Genomic DNA, 19,152 nt, shown 5'->3' with positions numbered 1-19,152 from the left:
GTGAGTGAGCCTAAGAGGGCGGGTTGTCGTCGTCGCGGGCCGGGCCGAACCAGCGGGCGAAGCGGCCCACGAGCTTGTCGATCACCCACGCGGCGAGCAGGCACAGCGGGACGACCACGACCATGACCAGCACGAACTGGACGGGGAACCAAGCCTGGGCGAGCCACAGCTCGACCCCGTCCCACCAGTCGGCCAGCCCGTTGAACACAGGTGTGAGCCTACGCGCGCCAGGCTGCGTCGGCGCGCCCAGGGGCGGTAGGTTGCTGCCATGTTCGCCGTATACGCGAAGGAACCCAACGCCGAGGCCCCGCTCGACTCTCTCGTCGCCGGCGAGCGGCCCGAGCCCGAGGTGCCCGAAGGCTGGGTCCGGGTGCACGTCAAGGCCGCCAGCCTCAACATGCACGACCTGTGGACGCTGCGCGGCGTCGGCATCAAGCCCGACCAGTTCCCGATGATCCTGGGCTGCGACGGCGCCGGCACGCTCGACGACGGCACCGAGGTCGTGATCCACTCCGTGGTCAACGCCCCGGGCTGGCAGGGCGACGACACACTCGACCCGAAGCGCACCCTGCTGACCGAGAAGCACCAGGGCACGTTCGCCGAGCAGGTCGTGGTGCCCGCGCGCAACGTGGTGCCCAAGCCGGCCGGGCTCACGTTCCCCGAAGCCGCGACGATGGGCACGGCGTGGCTGACCGCGTACCGGATGCTGTTCGTGAAGTCCGGCCTGCGCCCCGGCCAGACGATGCTGGTGCAGGGCGCGTCCGGTGGCGTGTCCACGGCGCTCATCGCGCTCGGGCGCGCGGCGGGCTTCCGCGTGTGGGTGACCGGCCGCAGCGAGGAGAAGCGCGCGGTGGCCGAGAACGTCGGCGCGCACCAGACGTTCGAGTCCGGCGCGCGGCTTCCCGAGCGGGTCGACGCGGTGTTCGAGACCGTGGGCAAGGCCACCTGGGCGCACACCCTCAAGTCACTCAAGCCGGGCGGCATCGTGGTGGTATCGGGGTCCACGAGCGGCCCGGACCCGTCGGCCGACCTGCAGCGGGTGTTCTTCCTGCAGCTGCGCGTCGCCGGCTCGACCATGGGCACGCGCGACGAGCTGGCCGACATGCTGAGCTACCTCGACCTCAAGGGGATCAAGCCCCGGATCGGGACCGAACTGCCGCTGGCCGAGGCCGAGGCGGGGTTCCGGGCGATGCTCGACGGCGAGACCGCGGGCAAGATCGTTTTCACCCGCTGAGTCGACAGAAACCCTCCGGCCTGGGCTTTTCCGTCACGGATCAGCCCGGGCCGGTGCTTGTACGCCGCATTCCGTTAACCGTCAACACCCCGAGTTCGCAATCGGCTTGTTACCCCCGATGTTCGACCAGAACTCGACCTTGAACGGTTAACCTGTAGACATGACCGCATCGAAGCGGCCCGCACCCGCTGTCCGGGGCGGCCGGCCCAGCAGCGAACCGGATCCCGTCCGGATCTCCTTCCGGCGCTTCGCCGGAGTGCGGACGCGGGTGCTCGAAGTCGGTCCACCGGTGGTGGAGGCCGAGGCGCCCAAGCGGTCCCGCAAGCGGGGCACCGGGAAACCCCGCGCACCCCGGCTGGTGCTGCTCCACGGCTACTGCGACAGCGCCGACACCTGGCGTCCTGTGCTGGCCGAGCTCGCCACCGCGGGCATCGCGGCCGTCGCCGTGGACCTGCCCGGTTTCGGCGACGCCCAGCCCCTGCGCCCGGGCCCCATGCTCCCCCAGCTCGACGCGTTCGCCGCCGCCGTCGTGCGCGAGCAGGCCGTGCTCGGCCCGGTGGTGCTCGCCGGCAACTCCCTCGGCGGCACGCTCGGCCTGCGCGCGGCCCAGAACCCGCGGCTGCCGCTCGTCGGCGTCGTGTCGATCGCCGCGCCCGGCTTCGTCGACTCGTGGCTCGTCCGCACGGTCGCACGCAACCCGTTGCCGCTGCGGCTGTACTCCGCGCTCCCGCTGCCCGTACCCGGGTTCCTGGTCCGCGCGGTCGCCGAGCAGGTCGTCCCCCGCCTGCTGTACGCCGACGCGGGCACCGCCGACGCCGGCCAGGTCCGCCGCTTCACCACGCTCTTCCCCGACTACCGCGCCACCACCTCCCGCCTCGAGCAGGCGCGCCAGCTCGTCACCGAGCTCGCCGACGCCTACCAGCTCGACCGCGTGCACGTCCCGCTCCTGGTCGTGGCCTGCGGCAAGGACAAGCTCGTCTCCTCGGCCGCCGGCCGCCGCCTGCACACCCTCGTGCCGCACAGCCGCCTCCTGGTGCGCGAGGACTGGGGCCACTGCCCCCAGCTCGACGACCCACCCGAGATCGCCGAGCTCCTCACCTTCTTCGCCGCGGGCGCCGTCCGCTCCGGCGACGTGTCCCGGCCCGCGCGCGCCGCGTCCCAGGCCGCGGAGGACACCGCGGCGGGCTGAGTTCCCGCCCGCTTCGGAACATCGGTGACACAGCGGACACGGCCTAGTACGGTGCGCTGCCAGAGCCCGTGACCCGGGCTCGGTTCACGACGTATGAGGAGACATCGATGTCCGCTCCGCGCAGCCTGGGAACAGGGTCCGGCATCTTCCGGCGCAAACCGATCGAGACGATCGAGAGCGGCGGTGACGGCCTGCAACGCACGCTGGGGCTGCGCCAGCTGACGGCGATCGGCGTGGGCGGCATCATCGGTGCCGGGATCTTCTCGCTGGCGGGCGCGGTGGCCAACCAGACGGCCGGCCCCGCCGTGCTGATCTCGTTCCTCATCGCGGGCGTCGCGAGCGCGGCGGCGGCGTTCTCGTACGCCGAGTTCGCCGGGCTGATCCCGCGCGCCGGCTCGGCCTACACCTACGGCTACGCGGTGCTGGGCGAGATCGTCGGCTGGTTCATCGGGTGGGACCTGCTTCTGGAGTACACCGCGATCGTGGCGGTGGTCGCCATCGGAATCTCCGGCTACTTCAACGACCTGCTGGGCTTCCTGCACGTCTCGCTGCCGCAGTGGATGTCGGGCGCGCCGGGCACGGAGCCCGAGGGCGTGGCGCACGGCTCGTACGTGGTGAACCTGTTCGCCGTGGTGCTGTGCCTGCTCATCGCGTTCATCCTCAACCAGGGCATGAAAAACGCGGCGCGGTTCGAGACGCTGCTGGTGTACCTGAAGGTCGCGCTCGTGGTGCTGGTGATCGTGGTCGGCGCCTTCCACATCAAGACGGGCAACTACACCAACTTCTTCCCCTTCGGCGTCAGCGGCGCGTTCACGGGTGCGGCCACGGTCTTCTTCGCGGTCTTCGGCTACGACGCCATGTCCACCGCGGCCGAGGAGTCGAAGGACTCCCAGAAGCACATGCCGAAGGCGATCCTGTACTCGCTCGCGATCTCGATGGTGCTCTACGTCCTCGCGTGCCTCGTGCTGACCGGCATGGTGAACTACCAGGACATCGACCCCGAAGCGGCGTTCTCCAGCGCGTTCGCGTCGGTGGGCCTGGGCTGGCTGGGCGCGGTGATCGCGGTCGGCGCCATCATCGGCATCCTGACCGTGCTGTTCACCTTCCTGCTCGGCGCGACGCGCGTCGGCTACTCCATGAGCCGCGACGGCCTGCTGCCGAAGTGGTTCGGCAAGACGCACCCGGTGCGCAAGGTGCCCACCCGCACCACGTGGATCCTCGGCGTGGCGTCGGCGGTCATCGCCGGGTTCCTGCCGATCGGCGAGGCCGCCGAGCTCACCAACATCGGGATTCTGCTGGCATTCGTGGTGGTGTGCATCGCGGTGATCGTGCTGCGGTACAAGCGCCCCGATCTGCCCCGCACGTTCCGGACGCCGGGGATGCCGGTGGTGCCGATCATCGGGGTGGTCTTCTCGATCTGGCTGATCACGTTCCTGAAGCCGGAGACGTGGTTGCGCTTCGCGATCTGGTTCGTGATCGGGATGGCCGTCTACTTCGGTTACAGCCGCCGCCACTCCGTGCTGGCGCGCGGCGAACAGCGTGAGTCCACTTCGGACTGATCCGACAGGGCCGGCCTGCTGAGGCGTTCACGCGGAACGCCTCAGCAGAACGCCTACAGCTCGGCGCGGAAGATCAGGCCCGGCTCCTCGTACCGGGCCTCCGGCACCGCGTAGAGCTTCTCGATCTCTTCGGAGAGCGACGGGTAGCCGGCGATGAGGAGCGCGGTTTCCTCGGCCGACGGCGTCACACCGGCGGCGGAGAGCAGGGCGGGGACGACGGTCGCGGGATCGGGTGTCACGGGAGTTTCCTTTCCTCGTACGGGGTTCACGACAGCGGGGGAACCTGGCGGTGCCAGGAGGTGCGCTGCTGGTAGGCGTACCCGGCCGCGAGCACGGTGGCCTCGTCGAACGGCTTGCCGACGATCTGCAGGCCGAGCGGCAGCCCGTCGGCGGTGAAACCCATGGGCACGGACATCGCGGGGTTGCCGAGCGCGTTCCAGTAGGGCGTGTGGAGCGCGTCGACGATCTTGTCGAGCGTCAGCTTGTCCACCTCGGGGGCGCCGCACGCGCTCGTCGGCGTGAGGATGAGGTCCACGTCGGCGAAAAGGGCGGCGACCTGGCGCTGTCCGACGCGCCGGACGCGCTGGGCCTGGACGTAGTCACCCGCGCTGACGAGGGCGCCGGTGACGACCGCCATGCGGGTGCCGGCCCCGTAGTCGGTCCAGCGCGAGCGCAGGTCCGGCTGGTGGTAGGCGTACGCCTCGGCCGAGAGCCCGGCCATCGTGGCGGTCTTGAGCTCGTCGTACAGCGGCAGCCGCACGTCGACGACCTCGGCCCCGGACGCGACGAGCTCGGCGACGGCCGCGTCCAGCGCCGGGTCGAGCTCCGGCGCGGTGAGCGGCGAGCGGTCGAGGAGGCGGTCGATGCCGATCCGCAGCCCGGCGAGTGAGCCGGTGAGCCCGCTGGTGTAGTCGTCGACCGGGCGGTCGGCCGACGTCGCGTCGCTGCTGTCGTGACCGGCGAGCACGGCGAGCATCACCGCGCAGTCTTCGGCGCTGCGCGCCATCGGTCCGATGTGGTCGTAGCTGTAGCCCAGCGGCACGCACCCGGCTTTCGGGACGCGGCCGAAGGTCTGTTTGAGACCCGTGATCCCGCAGCTGGTCGCGGGGTACCGGATGCTGCCGCCGGTGTCGGTGCCGAGTCCGCCGAGGAACAGCCCGGCCGCCACCCCGCTCCCGGTGCCCGAGCTCGAACCGCCGGGATAGCGCTCCGTGTTCCACGGGTTGCGCGGGATCGGGAACGGCTTGTCGGGGTCGGGCGTGCCGATCGCGTACTCCATGGTGCTGGTCTTGCCGGTGACGATCGCCCCGGCGGCCCGCAGCCGCGCCACGACGGGAGCGTCCCCGCCGGCGCCCCACGCGCGGTCGAGCACGAGGCTCTGCGCGGTGGTCTCGCCCTCCTCGGTGGCGATGATGTCCTTGATTCCCAACGGGATTCCGTGCAGCGGGCCGCGGTCGACGCCGCCGGCCAGCTCCGCGTCGGCCTTCGCGGCGGCGGCCAGCGCCGTCTCGTCGAACCGCGCCAGGTACACCCCCAGTGCCTCGTCGTGGGCGTCGGCGGCCGCGTAGGCCGCGGTCGTGAGTTCCACCGACGTGGTCTCGCCGGCGCGCAGTGCCGCGGCGGCTTCGGTGATGGTCAGGTACATCGCGTCCTCCTCAAGCGGCCGCGGGCAGGGCCGGGCGGCGCAGGTGGTGGGTGGTGGCGGCCTGGTAGGCACCGCCGAGGGCGAACAACGTGGCCTCGTCGCGCGGGCGGCCGACGAACTGCAGGCTCCCCGGCAGTCCGCCGATCTCGCCCGAGGGCAGCACCAGCGCCGGGGAGCCGGTGAGGTTGAACGGCACGCTCGTGCGGCAGGCGGCGTCGAGCCACGGCACCTCGCGGTTGCCGAGGTCCGACGTCATCTCGGAGGCGATGAACGGGGGCAGCGCGCTCAGGCCGGGCGTCACGAGCGCCGCGCAGCCGGCCATCGCGGCGTCGAGCTCACGCTGGAACACCGGGCGCAGCCGCAGCGCCCGCAGGTAGTCCGCGGCGCTCACGAACGGAGCCGCGCCCAGCAGCGACGCGCCCATCTCGTCGCGGTCCTCGATTCCCGACACGTGCTCTTCGTGCAGGGAGAGCATTTCGGCGTAGATGATCCACCAGCCGGCGACGGCGGCGAGCTCGAACGTCGGAAGCTCCACGTCGACGAGCTCCACGCCGAGCCCGGTCAGCTCGCCGAGCGCCGACTCGTACGCCTCGGCGACCGCGGGGTGCAGGTCGCCTTCGAGGAACGCGCGATCCCGTGCCACCCGCATGCCGCTGACGTCCCGGCCCACCGCCGCGCTGAACGGGCTGTCCTCCGCGGGCAGGGTGGTCGGGTCGAGCGGATCGGGCCCGGCGATCACGTCGAGCATCAGCGCGGCGTCGGCGACGCTGCGGGTCATCGGCCCGGCGTGGTCCATGGTCCAGGACAGCCCCATCACGCCGTGGCGGGGCACCCGGCCGTAGGTCGCCTTGATCCCGGTGATCCCGCAGAACGCGCTCGGGATGCGGATCGAGCCGCCGGTGTCGGTGCCGATCGCCAGCGGCACCTGGCCCGTCGCGACCGCCGCGCCGGAGCCGGACGACGAGCCTCCGGTGGTGCGCCGCGGGTCCCACGGGTTGCGGGTGGGGCCGAACGTCTTGTTCACCGCGCCGCCGCAGGCGAACTCGAACGTGGCGAGCTTGGCGAGCAGCACCCCGCCGGCGTCGGCGAGCCGGGCCGCGAGCACCGCGTCCGTCTCCGGCACGTAGTCGCGATACAGCGCCGAGCCGCCGGTCGTCCTGATCCCGGCCGTGGCGACGATGTCCTTGAGCCCGTACGGAACTCCCTCCAGCGGCCGGGCGGTGCCCTCGCGCCAGCGCGCGTCCGATTCGGCCGCCTTCGCCCGCGCGGAGTCGGTGAGCAGGGTGATCACCGAGTTGAGCCCGGGGTCGGTGGCCTCGATGCGGGCCAGGCAGGCCGCGACGGCTTCGCTCGGGGTCGCGGTGCCGGCGGCGAACGCGGCGAGCAGCTCGGTCGCGGTGAGGTCGGCGAGGTCGGTCATGCGGTGCCTCCCTTGCTGATCCAGGCGAGCGCGGTGGCCGGTTCGCTGACCGGCTCGGTGAACGGCAGGGGCAGGCGCCGCAGGCGTTCGAGGTCCGCGCGGTAGTGGGTGTGTGTGGCGTAGGCCTGCGCGAGGCGTTCCGGGGTGAGGGTGATGTCGGAGTTCGCGGCGAACACGGCGAACTCCTCGGGTGCGGGCAGCGGCACGGTTTCCTCCTTGACGACGGACAGGTGGGGACGGCGGGCAGCGTCTCCCGGACGGTGAGGGTGAGCAGGAGACCGCCGAAGAGGCAGACGGCCGTGGCCGCGAGCGCGGTGTGCACGCCGCCGACGGCGATGCCCACTCCGGCGAGCAGCCCGCCGGCGAGCATCCCGATGTCACAGGCGATCCGGTACGCGGCGAGCGCGATGTCCGGGTCCTCGGCGAGATCGACGGTCATCGCGGCCGGGACGACCCACGTGGTGCCGACGGTGACGCCGGTGGCGAGCGCCCCGAAGGCGAACGCGACCGGACCGCGGACCACGGTGGCGAGGGTCAGCACGGCGACGGTGCCCCACGCCAGCGCGGCCGCCAGCGGGAGCAGCCGCCCGTGCCGGTCGCCGAACCGGCCGCCGAAGTGCATCGCGCCGACGTCGGTGACCGACATCGCGAACAACGCCAGCCCCAAGGCGACCCAGCCCATGCCGAGCTGCGCGCCCAGCAACGGGACCAGCGTCAGCGCGAGCCCGGACCGCACCGCCTGCCCGAGCCCGGTCAGCACGAGCACCGACCACATCCGGCGGCCGCGCACTCCCAGGCCCGCGGGCAGCCCGAGCCGGGGCCGGACGGCGGAAACCCAGCGGGGCGCGAGGAACCACGCCGCCACCGCACCGGCCAGGTTCACCGCCGCGCACACGCCGAACAGCAGCCGCAACCCGTCGGGTCCCGGCACCACCGCCGCGATCAGGCCACCGCCGAGCGGACCGGTCGCGACGCCGAGGAACCAGAACGCGTTGAACGTGCCGATCGCGCTCCCGCGCACCCGTTCGCCGACGAGCCGGACGGCGAGCGCGATCCCGCCGCCCATGAACAAAGCCGTGCCGAACCCCTGCAGCACCCGCGCGAGCCCGACGACCTCCCAGCTGGTGGTGGCCGCCGAGAGCAGGCAGCCGACGCCGAACACGAGCAACGACACCGTGAGCGCGGTGCGCGAGGACACCCGCGGCACGAACCGGGTGCCGAGGAAATCGACCAGCAGCAGGGAAAGCCCGATCGAGGAGACCACGAAGGCCGCCCACGACGGCGGGCCGCCGAGCCCCACCACGAGCAGCGCCGTGAACGGCGCGGTCAGCCCGAACCCGACGCCGGCCACCACGACGACGAGGTGGAACCGGCGGCGAGCGTCCGGCCCGGAGCCGGGCACCGGGCCGGACACGGGTGCCCGCGCGGGCACGGTTTCGATCACCGCGAACCGGCCGGCTGCGGTTCGGGCCGGGTGGCGGGCTGGGCCGTGATCCCGCCCGGCATCACACCCGCCGCGTCCTCCACGACCGCGCCCGCCCGGAACGTCAGTGCGTCCTGCCACCGCGGCGCGATGATCTGGATCGATGCCGGCATCGAGGTTTCCGGGTCCACGCCACTCGGCACCGCGAGCGCCGGGTGCCCCGTGAGGTTGAGCACGCAGGTGTTGCTGACCATCGTGGTGCCGCGGGCGAGCAGCTCCGGGTCCTCGGCGGGCCGGTCCAGCAGCACCGGCGCGACCTGCGGTGTGGTCGGGGTGAGCAGCAGGTCGAACCCGGTGAATGCCGCATCAAGCTGTGCGGTCAGGGCCCGCCGCAGGTTCGCGGCCTTGGCGAAGTAGGTGGAGAAGTACTTGTCGTGCAAGTACCTTCCGCCCAGCAGCCACACCTTGAAGAACGGCGGGAACGAGTCCGCCTCGAGCCGCCGGACGAGGCCGAAGGCGTGGGTCCGCTCGACGTCCACCTCGCCGAGGTGCGTGTAGCCGGCACCGTCGGACTGGGCGTTGAGCCACGCCAGATGCATCAGCAACGTGGTTTCGATGGCCCACGCGTCCGTCCACAGGGGAATCGAAACCGGGGTCACGGTCGCGCCGGCGGCCTCCAGTGCGGCGCACGAGGACTCGAACGCGGCGAGCACGCCCGGCTCGCACAGGGCCGGGTCGCGCCCTTCGGTCACCACACCGATCCGCAGACCGGCCACCCCTTCGCCGAGCGCGGCGACGGCGTTCGTCGGCTCGGCCGTGCCCCGGACCCACTGCGGGTCGCGGTCGGAGTGCCCGCTCATCACGTCGAGCATCCGGGCGGTCAGCTCCACCGTGCCCGCCATCGGGCACACGGCGTCGATCGTGTGGTCCATGTACGTCAGCCCGTGGGAGGGAACCAGGCCCTGGGTCGGTTTGATGCTGACGATCCCGTTGAAGGACGCGGGAATCCGGGCCGAACCGCCCTCGTCGACGCCGATTGCGAGATCGACCGCGCCGGAGCGGACGGCCGATCCCGAGCCGCCCGACGAGCCGCCGGCCGACCGGGTGGGGTCGACGGCGTTGCGGGCCGGGCCGTACCAGCTCGACTCGCCGGTGCCGGACGTGGAGAAGTCGTCCAGGTTCGTCTTGCCGGTGACGTCGGCGCCCGCGGCGAGCAGCCGGGACACCACGACCGCGTCGGACGTCGGCGTGTAGCTCAGCGTCCGTGAAGCGTTGGTGACCGGCACCCCCGCCACGGCGAGGTTGTCCTTGACGCCGACGGTGAGTCCCGCGAGCGGCCCGCCCGGCGCGCCTTTCACGTGACAGCGCCGGATGAACGCGTGGAACGGGTCCTCGGTGTCGTCGACCGGGCCGCCGGGATCGCGGTCGGTGTAGGTCAACGGCGGGGTGGGCGCGTGCAGTTCGTCCAGCCGGTCGACGCCGGCGAACGTCCGGTCGAGGATCTGCGCGTACTGCTCGGCTTCCCGCGGGGTGAGGGACAGGTGCTCGGTCGCGCCGAGCTCCGACAGCTCCTGCGGCGTCGGCCTGCGCACGAAGCCGCGGATGCGGCCGCGAGGCATCGCCATGGCGATCTCCTTTCGGTGGGGCCGGTCAGCCGACGGACAGCTGGGTGAGGTCGGCGAACCAGGACTGCGCCTGCACGAAGCCGTGCACGCTGGATGACAGGACACGCGGGTTGCGGTCGTCGACCACGACGAGCCACGGCGAGTCCTTCGCGAGGATCTGCGCGGCCTGCGAGTAGAGGCTCGCCCGCGCCTTGTCGTCGAGCACCGTGCGCGCCTTGGCGAACAGGGCGTCGACTTGGGGGTTGCTGTACTTGCCCGCGTTGGCCGTCGAACCGGTGCCGAACCAGTTGCGCCAGAAGCCTTCCTGCTGGTAGCTCAGCGAGATGTTGAGGGCGTCGGCGTTGTCCGGGATCTTGCCGCTGAAGAAGTCGGTCAGCATGGCCGCCCACTCGATGGGCTTGAGCTGGACCTTCACCCCGACGGCGGCGAGGTCGGTCTGCAGCGCGGTGTTCATCGGGGTCGGGACCATGTTGCCGGAGCCGCTGGTCGGGTAGGACAGCGTCATGGTGAACCCGCCTGCGTAGCCGGCTTCGGCGAGCAGTTGCTTGGCCTTGGCCGGGTCGTAGCCGTAGGCGTCGTCGGCGGGCTCGTACGCCGCGTTGGCGTGGGGCACGTAGCCCAGGGCGGGTTCCGCGGTGCCCTTGAGGATGTTGTCGACCAGTGCCTTCCGGTTGATGGCCCAGTTGAGCGCTTCGCGCACCTTCACGTTGGTGAACGGCGGTTTCGCGAGGTTGTAGACCCACGGCCAGATGTGGTCGTAGGAGTTCGTCAGCACCTGGAAGCCCTGCGACTTCAGGTTGGGCACGTCGTCCGGCGGCGGCACCTCGATCCAGTTGACCTCACCGGACCGCAGGGCCGCCACGCGGGCGGTCGGGTCGGGGATCGGGCGCAGGATGACCTTGTCGACCTTGGGCCGGCCGGCCCAGTACTTGTCGTTGGCCAGCATCACCATGCGCTGGCCCCGCACGAGCGAGTCGAACTTGAACGGCCCGGTGCCCACCGGCTTCTCGGCGAAGCCCTGGTTGCCCTCGGCCTTCACCGCCGTGGGGCTGGCGAAGTACACCGTCGCGAGATCGCTGGGCAGGTAGGCCCACGGGCCGTTGGTGTCGATCACGATCGTCAGGTCGTCGACCTTGTGGTAGGTCTTGATCCCGGCGATCGACAACCCGCCCTGGGCGTTGAGCTCCTGGTAGTACTGCGGGCTGTTCTTGTTCGTGTAGCGGTCGAGGTTGAAGATCGCCGCGTCGGCGTTCCACGGGGTGCCGTCGTGGAAGGTGACGCCGGGCCGCAGCTTGAAGGTCCAGCTCGTCAGGTCGGCGTTGGGCGTCCACGATTCGGCGAGGTCGGGGATGATCTTCGGGATCTGGTCGGCTTTGGTCAGGTCGAACTTCGTCAGGCCGTCGAACAGCTGGTTCGCCACGAAGCGCAGGCCCTCGTAGCCCTGGCCCTGGGCGAGCCCGGTGTCGAGCACGGGGATGTCGGACGCGGTCATGCCGATGGTGAGCGTGTTGCCGCCGGAGCCGCCGGCGGTGGCGCTGCCGCCGCAAGCGGACAGCAGGAGCGACACGGCGGCGGCGAACGCGCCGAGCAGCGCGGTCCGGCCTCTCCGCCGCGCGAAGTAACGGTTGGGGGACAAGGGTTTTCCTCTCGGCAGGGGGGTCGAGGGCGTGCGGGGTCGGCCCGGCGGCCGGCGCGGCCGCTGGGCTGGCTGGGTGGCGGGATCAGCCCGGTACGGGCACCGGGCTCACGTGGACGCAGGCGGCCCGGTGACCGGGTGCCGCCTCGGCGAGCGCCGGCCACTCGGTCGTGCAAGCCGGTTCCGCGACCGGGCAGCGCGTGCGGAACCCGCAGCCGGACGGTGGATCGGCCGGGTTGGGCAGGTCGCCGGAGAGCACGATCCGCTCGCGGCCCTGTCCCGGGGTCGCCGACAGCAACGCCTGGGTGTACGGGTGGCGCGGGGTGGCCCACAGCTCGCGCGCCGGGGCCAGTTCCACGACCCGGCCGAGGTACATCACGGCCACCCGGTCGGAGATGTGCTCCACCACGGCCAGGTCGTGGGAGATGAACAGGAACGCGACGCCGGTCTCGGCCTGCAGGTCGGCGAGCAGGTTGAGCACCTGCGCCTGCACGCTTTTGTCCAAAGCGGACACCGCTTCGTCGCAGACCACCAGATCGGGCCCGGTGGCCAGTGCGCGGGCGATCGCGACGCGCTGCAGCTGGCCGCCGGAGAGCTCGTGGGGGAAGCGTTCGGCCTGTGCCGCGGTGAGCCCCACCCGTTCCAGCAGCTCCAGCACGCGCGGCAGGCGCGCACCGCGCTCGACGCCGTGCGCCCGGAGGTTGAACTCGATCGACTGGCGCACGCGCAGCCGGGGGTTCAGCGACGTCTGCGGGTTCTGCGGCACCACCTGCAGGCGGGCCCGCAGCGCCCGCACCCGGGAGCGGCTGAGCCCGGCCAAGGGCTCGCCGTCGAAGGTCACGGCGCCGCTGTCGGGCGACAGCAGGCCGAGCAGCATCTTCCCGGTGGTGGACTTCCCGCAGCCGGACTCGCCGACCACGCCGAGCGTCTCTCCCTTGTGGACGGTCAGGGACACGTCGGAGACGGCCCGCACCCCGTTGCCGAACGTCTTGGTCAGGCCCTCGGCCCGCAGCAGCTCGTCGGCCATCACGCCACCACCGACGCCGGTTCCGGGTTCACCACGGGGCAGGCCGCCGACCGGTCCTCGGCCACCGCGGCCAGCGGAGGATCGGTCCGGGTGCACGCGCGCCGGGCCTGCGGGCAGCGCGGGGCGAAGGCGCAGCCGCCGGGGAACGCGCCGACCGCGGGCGGTGCCCCGACGATCGAGTGCAGCGTGCCCCGGGCGACGCCGGGCGTGGGCAGCGAGTTCAGCAACCCGGCCGTGTACGGGTGGCGTGGGGCGGAGAGCACCTCGTGCGCCGGCCCTTCCTCCACGAGCTTGCCCGCGTACATCACCCCGACCCGGCCGCCGAAGTCCGCGGCGACGCCGACGTCGTGGGTGACCATCAGCACCGCCATGCCGAGGCGCTGCTGCAGGTCGGCGATCAGCTCGAGGATCTGCGCCTGCACGGTCACGTCGAGCGCCGTGGTGGGCTCGTCGGCGATGAGCACCTGCGGGTCGCAGCTCACCGCGATCGCGATCACCGCGCGCTGGCGCATGCCGCCGGACAGCTCGTGCGGATAACTGCCGGCCACGCGTTTCGGGTCGGGGATGCCGACCATCGCCAGCAGCTCCTCGGCCCGCCGCCGCGCAGCGGTCTTCACGCGCTCCACGCCGTGGACGGCCAGCGTCTCGGCCAGCTGCGCGCCGATGCGGCGCAAGGGGTCGAGCGCACCCGTGGGGTCCTGGGGCACGAGCGCGATCTGGCCGCCGCGGACGTCGCGCAGCTGCGCCTCCGCGAGCCCGGTGAGCTCGCGGCCGCTCAGCCGCACGCTGCCGCCGAGCTCGGCGCCGGATCCGTAGAGCCGCATGATCGAGCGGGCGGTCACGGACTTGCCGCTGCCGCTCTCGCCGAGCAGCATCATCGTCTCGCCGCGGCCGATCGTGAACGACACCCCGCGCACGACCTCGATCCGGCGGTGCCGGGAGACGAACGTGGTGGTGAGGTCCTCGACCGCCAGGGGCGGGGTCACGGCCGCGTTCATGCCCGCGCCTCCCCTCGCACGTCGAGCAGATCCCGCAGGCCGTCGCCGAGGACGTTGAAGGCGACCGACGCGACGAGGATCGCCAGCGCGGGGATCGCGGCCAGGAACGGCGCGGAGTAGATGTACTGCGTGTGCTCGCTGACCATGAGACCCCACTCCGGAGTCGGCGGGGAGATCCCCAGGCCGAGGAAACTCAGCCCCGCCGCGTACACAATGGACAGTCCGATCAGCGCGGTGCAGTACACGATCACCGGCGGGGCGACGTTGGGCAGTACCTGCCGCAGCGCGATGGCCGAGCGGGTGGCACCGCTGGCCCGCGCCGCCTCCATGTAGTCCAGATCCACCAGTCGCCGCGTCTCCGTCTCGGCGACGCGCGCCACCGGCGGGACGAGGATCACCGCGAGCGCGATGATCGCGTTGGACAGCGCGGACCCGAGCGCGGCGGCGATCGCGACCGCGAGCAGCACCGCCGGGAACGCGTAGAACACGTCCAGCGTGCGCATGATCGTTCGCTGGCCCCACTTGCCGGACAGGCCCGCGGTGACCCCGAGCCCGGTGCCGACGAGCGCGGCGAACGCCACCGGGACCAGGCCGGCCAGCAGCGACAGGCGGGTTCCGTCGACGAGGCGGGCCAGCACGTCGCGGCCCTGGCCGTCGGTGCCGAGGAGGTGGCCGGGGGTGCCGGCCGGCAGCAGCCGGTGCGCGGTGTCGCCCGCGACCGGGTCGCCCGCCAGCAGGGGTCCGACGACGGCGGTGAGCACGATCAGGAGGACCACCGCGGCGGCGACGGTGGCGCTCACGGTCATCCTGCGGCGGCGGCGCGCCGGGGCGGCGGCCGGTGCGGCATCGGGCAGCGACGTCGCCGGTGCCGGTTCGGTCAGTGCGGTCATCGAAGACACTCCTCGAGGAGTTCGGTCGGTGGGGACGGGGACCGGCGACGCTGCCGTCAGGTGCGGATGCGCGGGTCGACGAGGCCGTGCAGCGCGTCGACCACGAGGTTGATCAGCACGAACGCGAACGCGGAGACCAGCACGCCCGCCTGGATCACCGGCAGGTCGCGCTGGGTGATCGACTGGTAGACCAGCAGCCCGATGCCGGGCCACTGGAACACGGCCTCGACGAACACGACACCGCCGAGCAGGTAGCCGACCTGCAGCCCCGCGACGGTCAGCAGCGACGGCACGGTGTTGTGGAAGGCGTGGCGCATCACCCGGGCCCGCGACAGACCCCGCGCGGTGAGCGCCTCGACGAAGTCCATGCTCATCACGTCGAGCACGGACGAGCGGAACATCCGCGCGATGATCCCCGCGGGAACCAGCGCCGCGGTGACCGCGGGCAGGATGAGGTGGTCGACGAGGTCCGCGAACCCGCCGTCGCCGTTCGGGTTGTGCATGCCGCTGACGGGAAACAGACCGGCGTTCGACGCGAGGTAGATGATCAGCAGCAGCCCGATGGAGTACTGCGGCACGGAAATCGAGAACAGCGCGAACGCGTTGCCGATCCGGGCCGCGATGCCGCTGCGGCGCAGGCCGGTCAGCGCGCCGACGAGCAGTCCCAGCACGATGGCGAGCGCGCCGGCCGCGACGGTGAGGATCAGCGTGTTCACCAGCGCGTCCAGGACGATGGGCGCGACCGCGTCGTGGCGGGTGATGCTGGTGCCGAAGTCGCCGGTGAGGGTGTGGCCGAGCCACGAGAAGTACTGCACTGGCAACGGGTTGTCGAGCCCCAGCCGCGCGTGCAGGGCGGCCCTGGCCTCCGGGCTGCCGGTCGGGCCGAGCATCGAAGCGACCGGGTCGCCGGGGATGATCTTGATGGTGATGAAGATGACAATCGAGACGCCGATGAGGATCGGGATCGTCATCAGCAACCGTCGGCCGAGATAACCGGGCATCACGCCTCCTGCGCGAGTTGAGGCAGGCGTCGTTGCCGGCAGTTGCGGGGAAGTTGGGCCAGCAGCGCGATGCGGTCACCCCGCACCCTGGCGAACGCGTATTCCAGAGGCCGTCCGCGGCGGTCGCGGACGAGCCGTTCGAACAGCATCAGCGGTGCGCCCGCCGGCACGTCGAGCACGGCGGCGGCCTCGTCGTCGGCGACGATCGCCTCCACCGCCTGGTCGGTCACGCCGAGCTCGAACCCGGCCGCCTCGTAGACCGAATACCACTCGGTCACGGTCCGCCCGTGCCGCACCACCCCGAGCAGCGGTATGGGCACGTAGGCCGTGCAGGCGTAATACGGTTCGGTGCCCAGCACGGCGAGGTACTCGATCACGCCGCAGTCGGCGCCCACCGGCAGTCCCAGCCGATCGGCGACGCGCGGCGCGGCCACCTCCTGGCTGATCGCGAGAATCCGGTGCGACACCCGTTCCAGCGCCGGTTCGGGGCCGTGCAGGTGGCTGAAGGCGTGGCGTACCTTGGACGCGACGGAGAACGTGCCGGTCCCCTGCACGCGCTTGACGAGTCCTTCCTCGCGCAGGAGGGCCAGCGCGTCCCGGATGACCTGACGGCTGGCCGAAAAGGACAACATGAGCTCGGCTTCGCCGGGCAGCGCCCCGGCGGGTAACTCCTCGTGCACGATGGCCGCCCGGAGCAGATCCCGCACCCGGCGGGCGGCGCTCAGACGACGCTTGGTCCGCGGATCGATCCTGGCCTGCTTCATGCAGGAAGCGTGCGCTCGCCGCCGTTTGTCCGGAAGGCCGGAAGCGTAACGCCGTCGTTAAGCCGGAAGCCTCGGGGCGGGAATCGCCCTGACCTGCGTGTAACCCGCTGCGGAGCTTCGATACGCGGGATCGGCGCGCCGTCCGGCCGGAAGTTTCCCCGCACTGGCACCGAAGTCGATCTCGCGACCGGCCGGCGTCGCTCGTCCCCGGCGCCGGACCGGATGATCACCGGGACCCGCCGGCAACGCGGCCAGGGTGTCACTTCCGGTGACGCGCTCGGGCGGGTGAGCCGGGAAGACGCACACCCGCCACGGCGTTACTGTGCGGCATGACCGCCGATCTGGAGCACGTCCGCGCGTTGTCCCTGCAGGAGAACGGCCTCGCGACCATCTCGACCACCCGCGCCGACGGGACGGTGCACTCGTCCGTCGTCAACGCCGGGGTCTTCGACGACCCCGTGACCGGCAAACCCGGCGTCGCCCTCGTGGCGATGGGCGGGGCCCACAAGCTCAAGCTGCTGCGCACCACCGGCCACGCGACCCTCACGTTCCGCCGCGGCTGGGACTGGGTGTCGGTGACCGGCAAGACCCACCTCATCGGCCCCGACGACCCCGACGCGGCCTTCGACCCGGCCGGCCTGCCGACGTTGCTGCGCGACGTCTTCAAGGCCGCCACCGGAACCCACGACGACTGGGCCGAGTACGACCGCGTGATGGCCGAGGAGCGCCGCGTCGCGGTGTTCGTGGCGGCCGAGAGGATCATCGGCAACCGCTGAAGCCCGACGGCGAGCCCGTGCTGTGCGGCGCGGGCTCGCCGGCCGGCTACTTCTTGGCCTTGCCGCTGTCCTCAGTGGACAGAGCCGCGACGAAGGCCTCCTGCGGGACCTCGACCCGGCCCACGGTCTTCATGCGCTTCTTGCCTTCCTTCTGCTTCTCGAGCAGCTTGCGCTTGCGCGAGATGTCGCCGCCGTAGCACTTGGCGAGCACGTCCTTGCGGATCGCGCGGATCGTCTCGCGCGCGATGATGCGCGAGCCGATGGCCGCCTGGATCGGCACCTCGAACTGCTGGCGCGGGATCAGCTCGCGCAGGCGCGTGGCCATGCGGTTGCCGTAGCCGTAGGCGGCGTCCTTGTGCACGATCGCCGAGAACGCGTCCACGGTCTCGCCCTGCAGCAGGATGTCGACCTTCACCAGCTCGGCGACCTGGTCGCCCGCCTCTTCGTAGTCGAGCGAGGCGTACCCGCGGGTGCGCGACTTCAGCGTGTCGAAGAAGTCGAAGATGATCTCCGCGAGCGGGATGTTGTAGCGCAGCTCCACGCGGTCCTCGGACAGGTAGTCCATGCCGAGCAGCACACCGCGCTTGCTCTGGCACAGCTCCATGATCGTGCCGACGAACTCGCTCGGCGCGAGGATGCTCACCTTCGACACCGGCTCGTGGACCTCGGAGATCTTCAGCCCGGTCGGCCAGTCGGACGGGTTGGTGACCACGACCTCGCTGCGGTCCTCCAGCACCACGCGGTAGACCACGTTGGGCGCGGTGGAGATCAGGTCGAGGCCGAACTCGCGCTCCAGGCGGTCGCGCGTGATCTCCAGGTGCAGCAGGCCGAGGAAGCCACAGCGGAAACCGAAGCCCAGCGCGACCGACGTCTCCGGCTCGTAGGCGAGCGCCGCGTCGTTGAGCTGCAGCTTCTCCAGCGCCTCGCGCAGCTCCGGGTAGTCGGAGCCGTCGACCGGGTACAGGCCCGAGTAGACCATCGGCTTCGGCTCGCGGTAGCCGGCCAGCGGCTCGGTGGCGCCGTGCCGCTCGGAGGTGACGGTGTCACCGACCTTCGACTGGCGCACGTCCTTCACGCCGGTGATCAGGTAACCCACCTCGCCGACACCGAGGCCCTTGCTGGGCTTGGGCTCCGGCGAGATGATGCCGACCTCCAGCAGCTCGTGGGTCGCGCCGGTGGACATCATGCGGATCTTCTCGCGCGGGGTGATCTTGCCGTCGACCACGCGGATGTAGGTGACGACGCCGCGGTAGGTGTCGTAGACCGAGTCGAAGATCATCGCGCGCGCCGGGGCGTCCGCGTCGCCGACCGGAGCCGGGACCTGGCGCACGACCTCGTCGAGCAGCGCGCCGACGCCGACGCCCGTCTTCGCCGAGACGCGCAGCACGTCGGTGGGCTCGCAGCCGATGATGTGCGCGAGCTCGGCCGCGTACTTGTCCGGGTCGGCCGAGGGCAGGTCGATCTTGTTGAGCACCGGGATGATCTGGAGGTTGTTCTCCAGCGCCAGGTACAGGTTGGCCAGCGTCTGCGCCTCGATGCCCTGTGCGGCGTCGACCAGCAGGATCGCGCCTTCGCACGCCTCCAGGGCGCGCGAGACCTCGTAGGTGAAGTCCACGTGGCCGGGCGTGTCGATCATGTGCAGCACGTGGTCCTGGCCCTGGACCTGCCAGGGCAGGCGGACGTTCTGGGCCTTGATCGTGATGCCGCGCTCACGCTCGATGTCCATCCGGTCGAGGTACTGCGCGCGCATCGCCCGTTCCTCGACGACGCCGGTGAGCTGCAGCATGCGGTCCGCCAGCGTCGACTTGCCGTGGTCGATGTGGGCGATGATGCAGAAGTTGCGGATCAGTTCCGGCGGCGTGAAGGTGGTGTCGGCGAACGTCTTGGGCGCTGTCACTCGTGTGGTCCTCGGGAAAGGTCGGGGGTGGCCGCTTCCTATCGTCCCATGGACCTCCGGGTGCGGTT

At 71.6% G+C, this 19,152-nt stretch carries 17 protein-coding genes and 1 pseudogene; 4 read left to right on the top strand and 14 right to left on the bottom strand.

Translation table 11 applies throughout. From position 1 onward, the window contains the following. Window positions 1–10 precede the first annotated feature (10 nt). The gene (locus ACFY1H_RS31325; protein WP_364054715.1) at window positions 11–208 is read right to left on the bottom strand and encodes a hypothetical protein; all 198 of its coding nucleotides are present in this window, start codon (window positions 206–208) and stop codon (window positions 11–13) included. Window positions 209–268: 60 nt separating this feature from the next. Here ACFY1H_RS31325 and ACFY1H_RS31320 point away from each other — a divergent pair, with 60 nt between their 5' ends. The 3 genes from ACFY1H_RS31320 to ACFY1H_RS31310 all read left to right on the top strand — a co-directional run bounded on the left by ACFY1H_RS31320 (window position 269) and on the right by ACFY1H_RS31310 (window position 3,982). Then, window positions 269–1,234, top strand: a complete 966-nt coding sequence (locus tag ACFY1H_RS31320) for a zinc-binding dehydrogenase (RefSeq protein ID WP_386952321.1) — start codon at window positions 269–271, stop codon at window positions 1,232–1,234. A 160-nt stretch (window positions 1,235–1,394) separates the two neighbouring features. Then, window positions 1,395–2,423 (top strand): alpha/beta fold hydrolase, encoded by a 1,029-nt coding sequence (locus ACFY1H_RS31315; protein WP_386952319.1) that lies wholly within the window; start codon window positions 1,395–1,397, stop codon window positions 2,421–2,423. Between the two features lie 107 nt (window positions 2,424–2,530). After that, on the top strand, window positions 2,531–3,982 hold the full coding sequence (locus ACFY1H_RS31310) for an amino acid permease (RefSeq protein WP_366583841.1): 1,452 nt from the start codon (window positions 2,531–2,533) through the stop codon (window positions 3,980–3,982). Window positions 3,983–4,035: 53 nt separating this feature from the next. Here ACFY1H_RS31310 and ACFY1H_RS31305 read toward each other — a convergent pair whose 3' ends face one another. The 12 genes and pseudogenes from ACFY1H_RS31305 to ACFY1H_RS31250 all read right to left on the bottom strand — a co-directional run bounded on the left by ACFY1H_RS31305 (window position 4,036) and on the right by ACFY1H_RS31250 (window position 16,411). Further along, window positions 4,036–4,221, bottom strand: coding sequence for a hypothetical protein (locus tag ACFY1H_RS31305; RefSeq protein ID WP_366583842.1), 186 nt, complete (start codon window positions 4,219–4,221; stop codon window positions 4,036–4,038). Between the two features lie 26 nt (window positions 4,222–4,247). Further along, window positions 4,248–5,627, bottom strand: a complete 1,380-nt coding sequence (locus tag ACFY1H_RS31300; RefSeq protein ID WP_366583843.1) for an amidase — start codon at window positions 5,625–5,627, stop codon at window positions 4,248–4,250. 10 nt (window positions 5,628–5,637) lie between these two features. Then, window positions 5,638–7,047: an amidase gene (locus tag ACFY1H_RS31295; protein WP_386952314.1), complete on the bottom strand. Its 1,410-nt coding sequence runs from the start codon at window positions 7,045–7,047 to the stop codon at window positions 5,638–5,640. Then, window positions 7,044–7,253, bottom strand: coding sequence for a hypothetical protein (locus ACFY1H_RS31290; protein WP_386952311.1), 210 nt, complete (start codon window positions 7,251–7,253; stop codon window positions 7,044–7,046). Before ACFY1H_RS31290 ends, ACFY1H_RS31295 begins: the two co-directional genes overlap by 4 nt. A 494-nt stretch (window positions 7,254–7,747) precedes the next feature. Then, a pseudogene (locus ACFY1H_RS31285) lies at window positions 7,748–8,350 on the bottom strand (MFS transporter); the annotation flags it as partial. 137 nt (window positions 8,351–8,487) lie between these two features. After that, window positions 8,488–10,095, bottom strand: coding sequence for an amidase family protein (locus ACFY1H_RS31280; RefSeq protein ID WP_386952308.1), 1,608 nt, complete (start codon window positions 10,093–10,095; stop codon window positions 8,488–8,490). A 25-nt stretch (window positions 10,096–10,120) separates the two neighbouring features. Next, complete coding sequence (locus ACFY1H_RS31275; protein ID WP_366583847.1) at window positions 10,121–11,731, bottom strand: ABC transporter substrate-binding protein; 1,611 nt, start codon at window positions 11,729–11,731, stop codon at window positions 10,121–10,123. An 85-nt stretch (window positions 11,732–11,816) separates the two neighbouring features. Further along, the gene (locus ACFY1H_RS31270; RefSeq protein ID WP_386952304.1) at window positions 11,817–12,761 is read right to left on the bottom strand and encodes an ABC transporter ATP-binding protein; all 945 of its coding nucleotides are present in this window, start codon (window positions 12,759–12,761) and stop codon (window positions 11,817–11,819) included. Then, window positions 12,758–13,756, bottom strand: coding sequence for an ABC transporter ATP-binding protein (locus tag ACFY1H_RS31265; RefSeq protein WP_386952301.1), 999 nt, complete (start codon window positions 13,754–13,756; stop codon window positions 12,758–12,760). Before ACFY1H_RS31265 ends, ACFY1H_RS31270 begins: the two co-directional genes overlap by 4 nt. After that, window positions 13,753–14,646 carry an ABC transporter permease gene (locus ACFY1H_RS31260; RefSeq protein WP_386952298.1) on the bottom strand — a complete coding sequence of 298 codons (894 nt, stop codon included), beginning with the start codon at window positions 14,644–14,646 and terminating at the stop codon, window positions 13,753–13,755. The genes ACFY1H_RS31265 and ACFY1H_RS31260 overlap by 4 nt, the downstream gene beginning before the upstream one ends. Window positions 14,647–14,702: 56 nt before the next feature. After that, window positions 14,703–15,647, bottom strand: coding sequence for an ABC transporter permease (locus ACFY1H_RS31255; protein ID WP_366583851.1), 945 nt, complete (start codon window positions 15,645–15,647; stop codon window positions 14,703–14,705). Next, a complete protein-coding gene (locus tag ACFY1H_RS31250; protein WP_366583852.1) occupies window positions 15,647–16,411 on the bottom strand; it encodes a GntR family transcriptional regulator in 765 nt (254 codons plus the stop codon). Before ACFY1H_RS31250 ends, ACFY1H_RS31255 begins: the two co-directional genes overlap by 1 nt. Window positions 16,412–16,740: 329 nt before the next feature. Here ACFY1H_RS31250 and ACFY1H_RS31245 point away from each other — a divergent pair, with 329 nt between their 5' ends. Continuing rightward, complete coding sequence (locus tag ACFY1H_RS31245) at window positions 16,741–17,187, top strand: pyridoxamine 5'-phosphate oxidase family protein (protein WP_366583853.1); 447 nt, start codon at window positions 16,741–16,743, stop codon at window positions 17,185–17,187. Between the two features lie 46 nt (window positions 17,188–17,233). Here the strand turns inward: ACFY1H_RS31245 and lepA are convergent, their stop codons facing one another. Next, the gene (gene lepA / locus ACFY1H_RS31240) at window positions 17,234–19,084 is read right to left on the bottom strand and encodes a translation elongation factor 4 (protein ID WP_366583854.1); all 1,851 of its coding nucleotides are present in this window, start codon (window positions 19,082–19,084) and stop codon (window positions 17,234–17,236) included. Between the last annotated feature and the right edge of the window lie 68 nt (window positions 19,085–19,152).

This window comes from Amycolatopsis sp. NPDC001319 (genome assembly GCF_042896185.1).
Classification (GTDB): Bacteria; Actinomycetota; Actinomycetes; order Mycobacteriales; family Pseudonocardiaceae; genus Amycolatopsis.
Note: the sequence above shows the minus strand (reverse complement) of the source record. Positions and strands in the feature narration are given on the sequence as shown.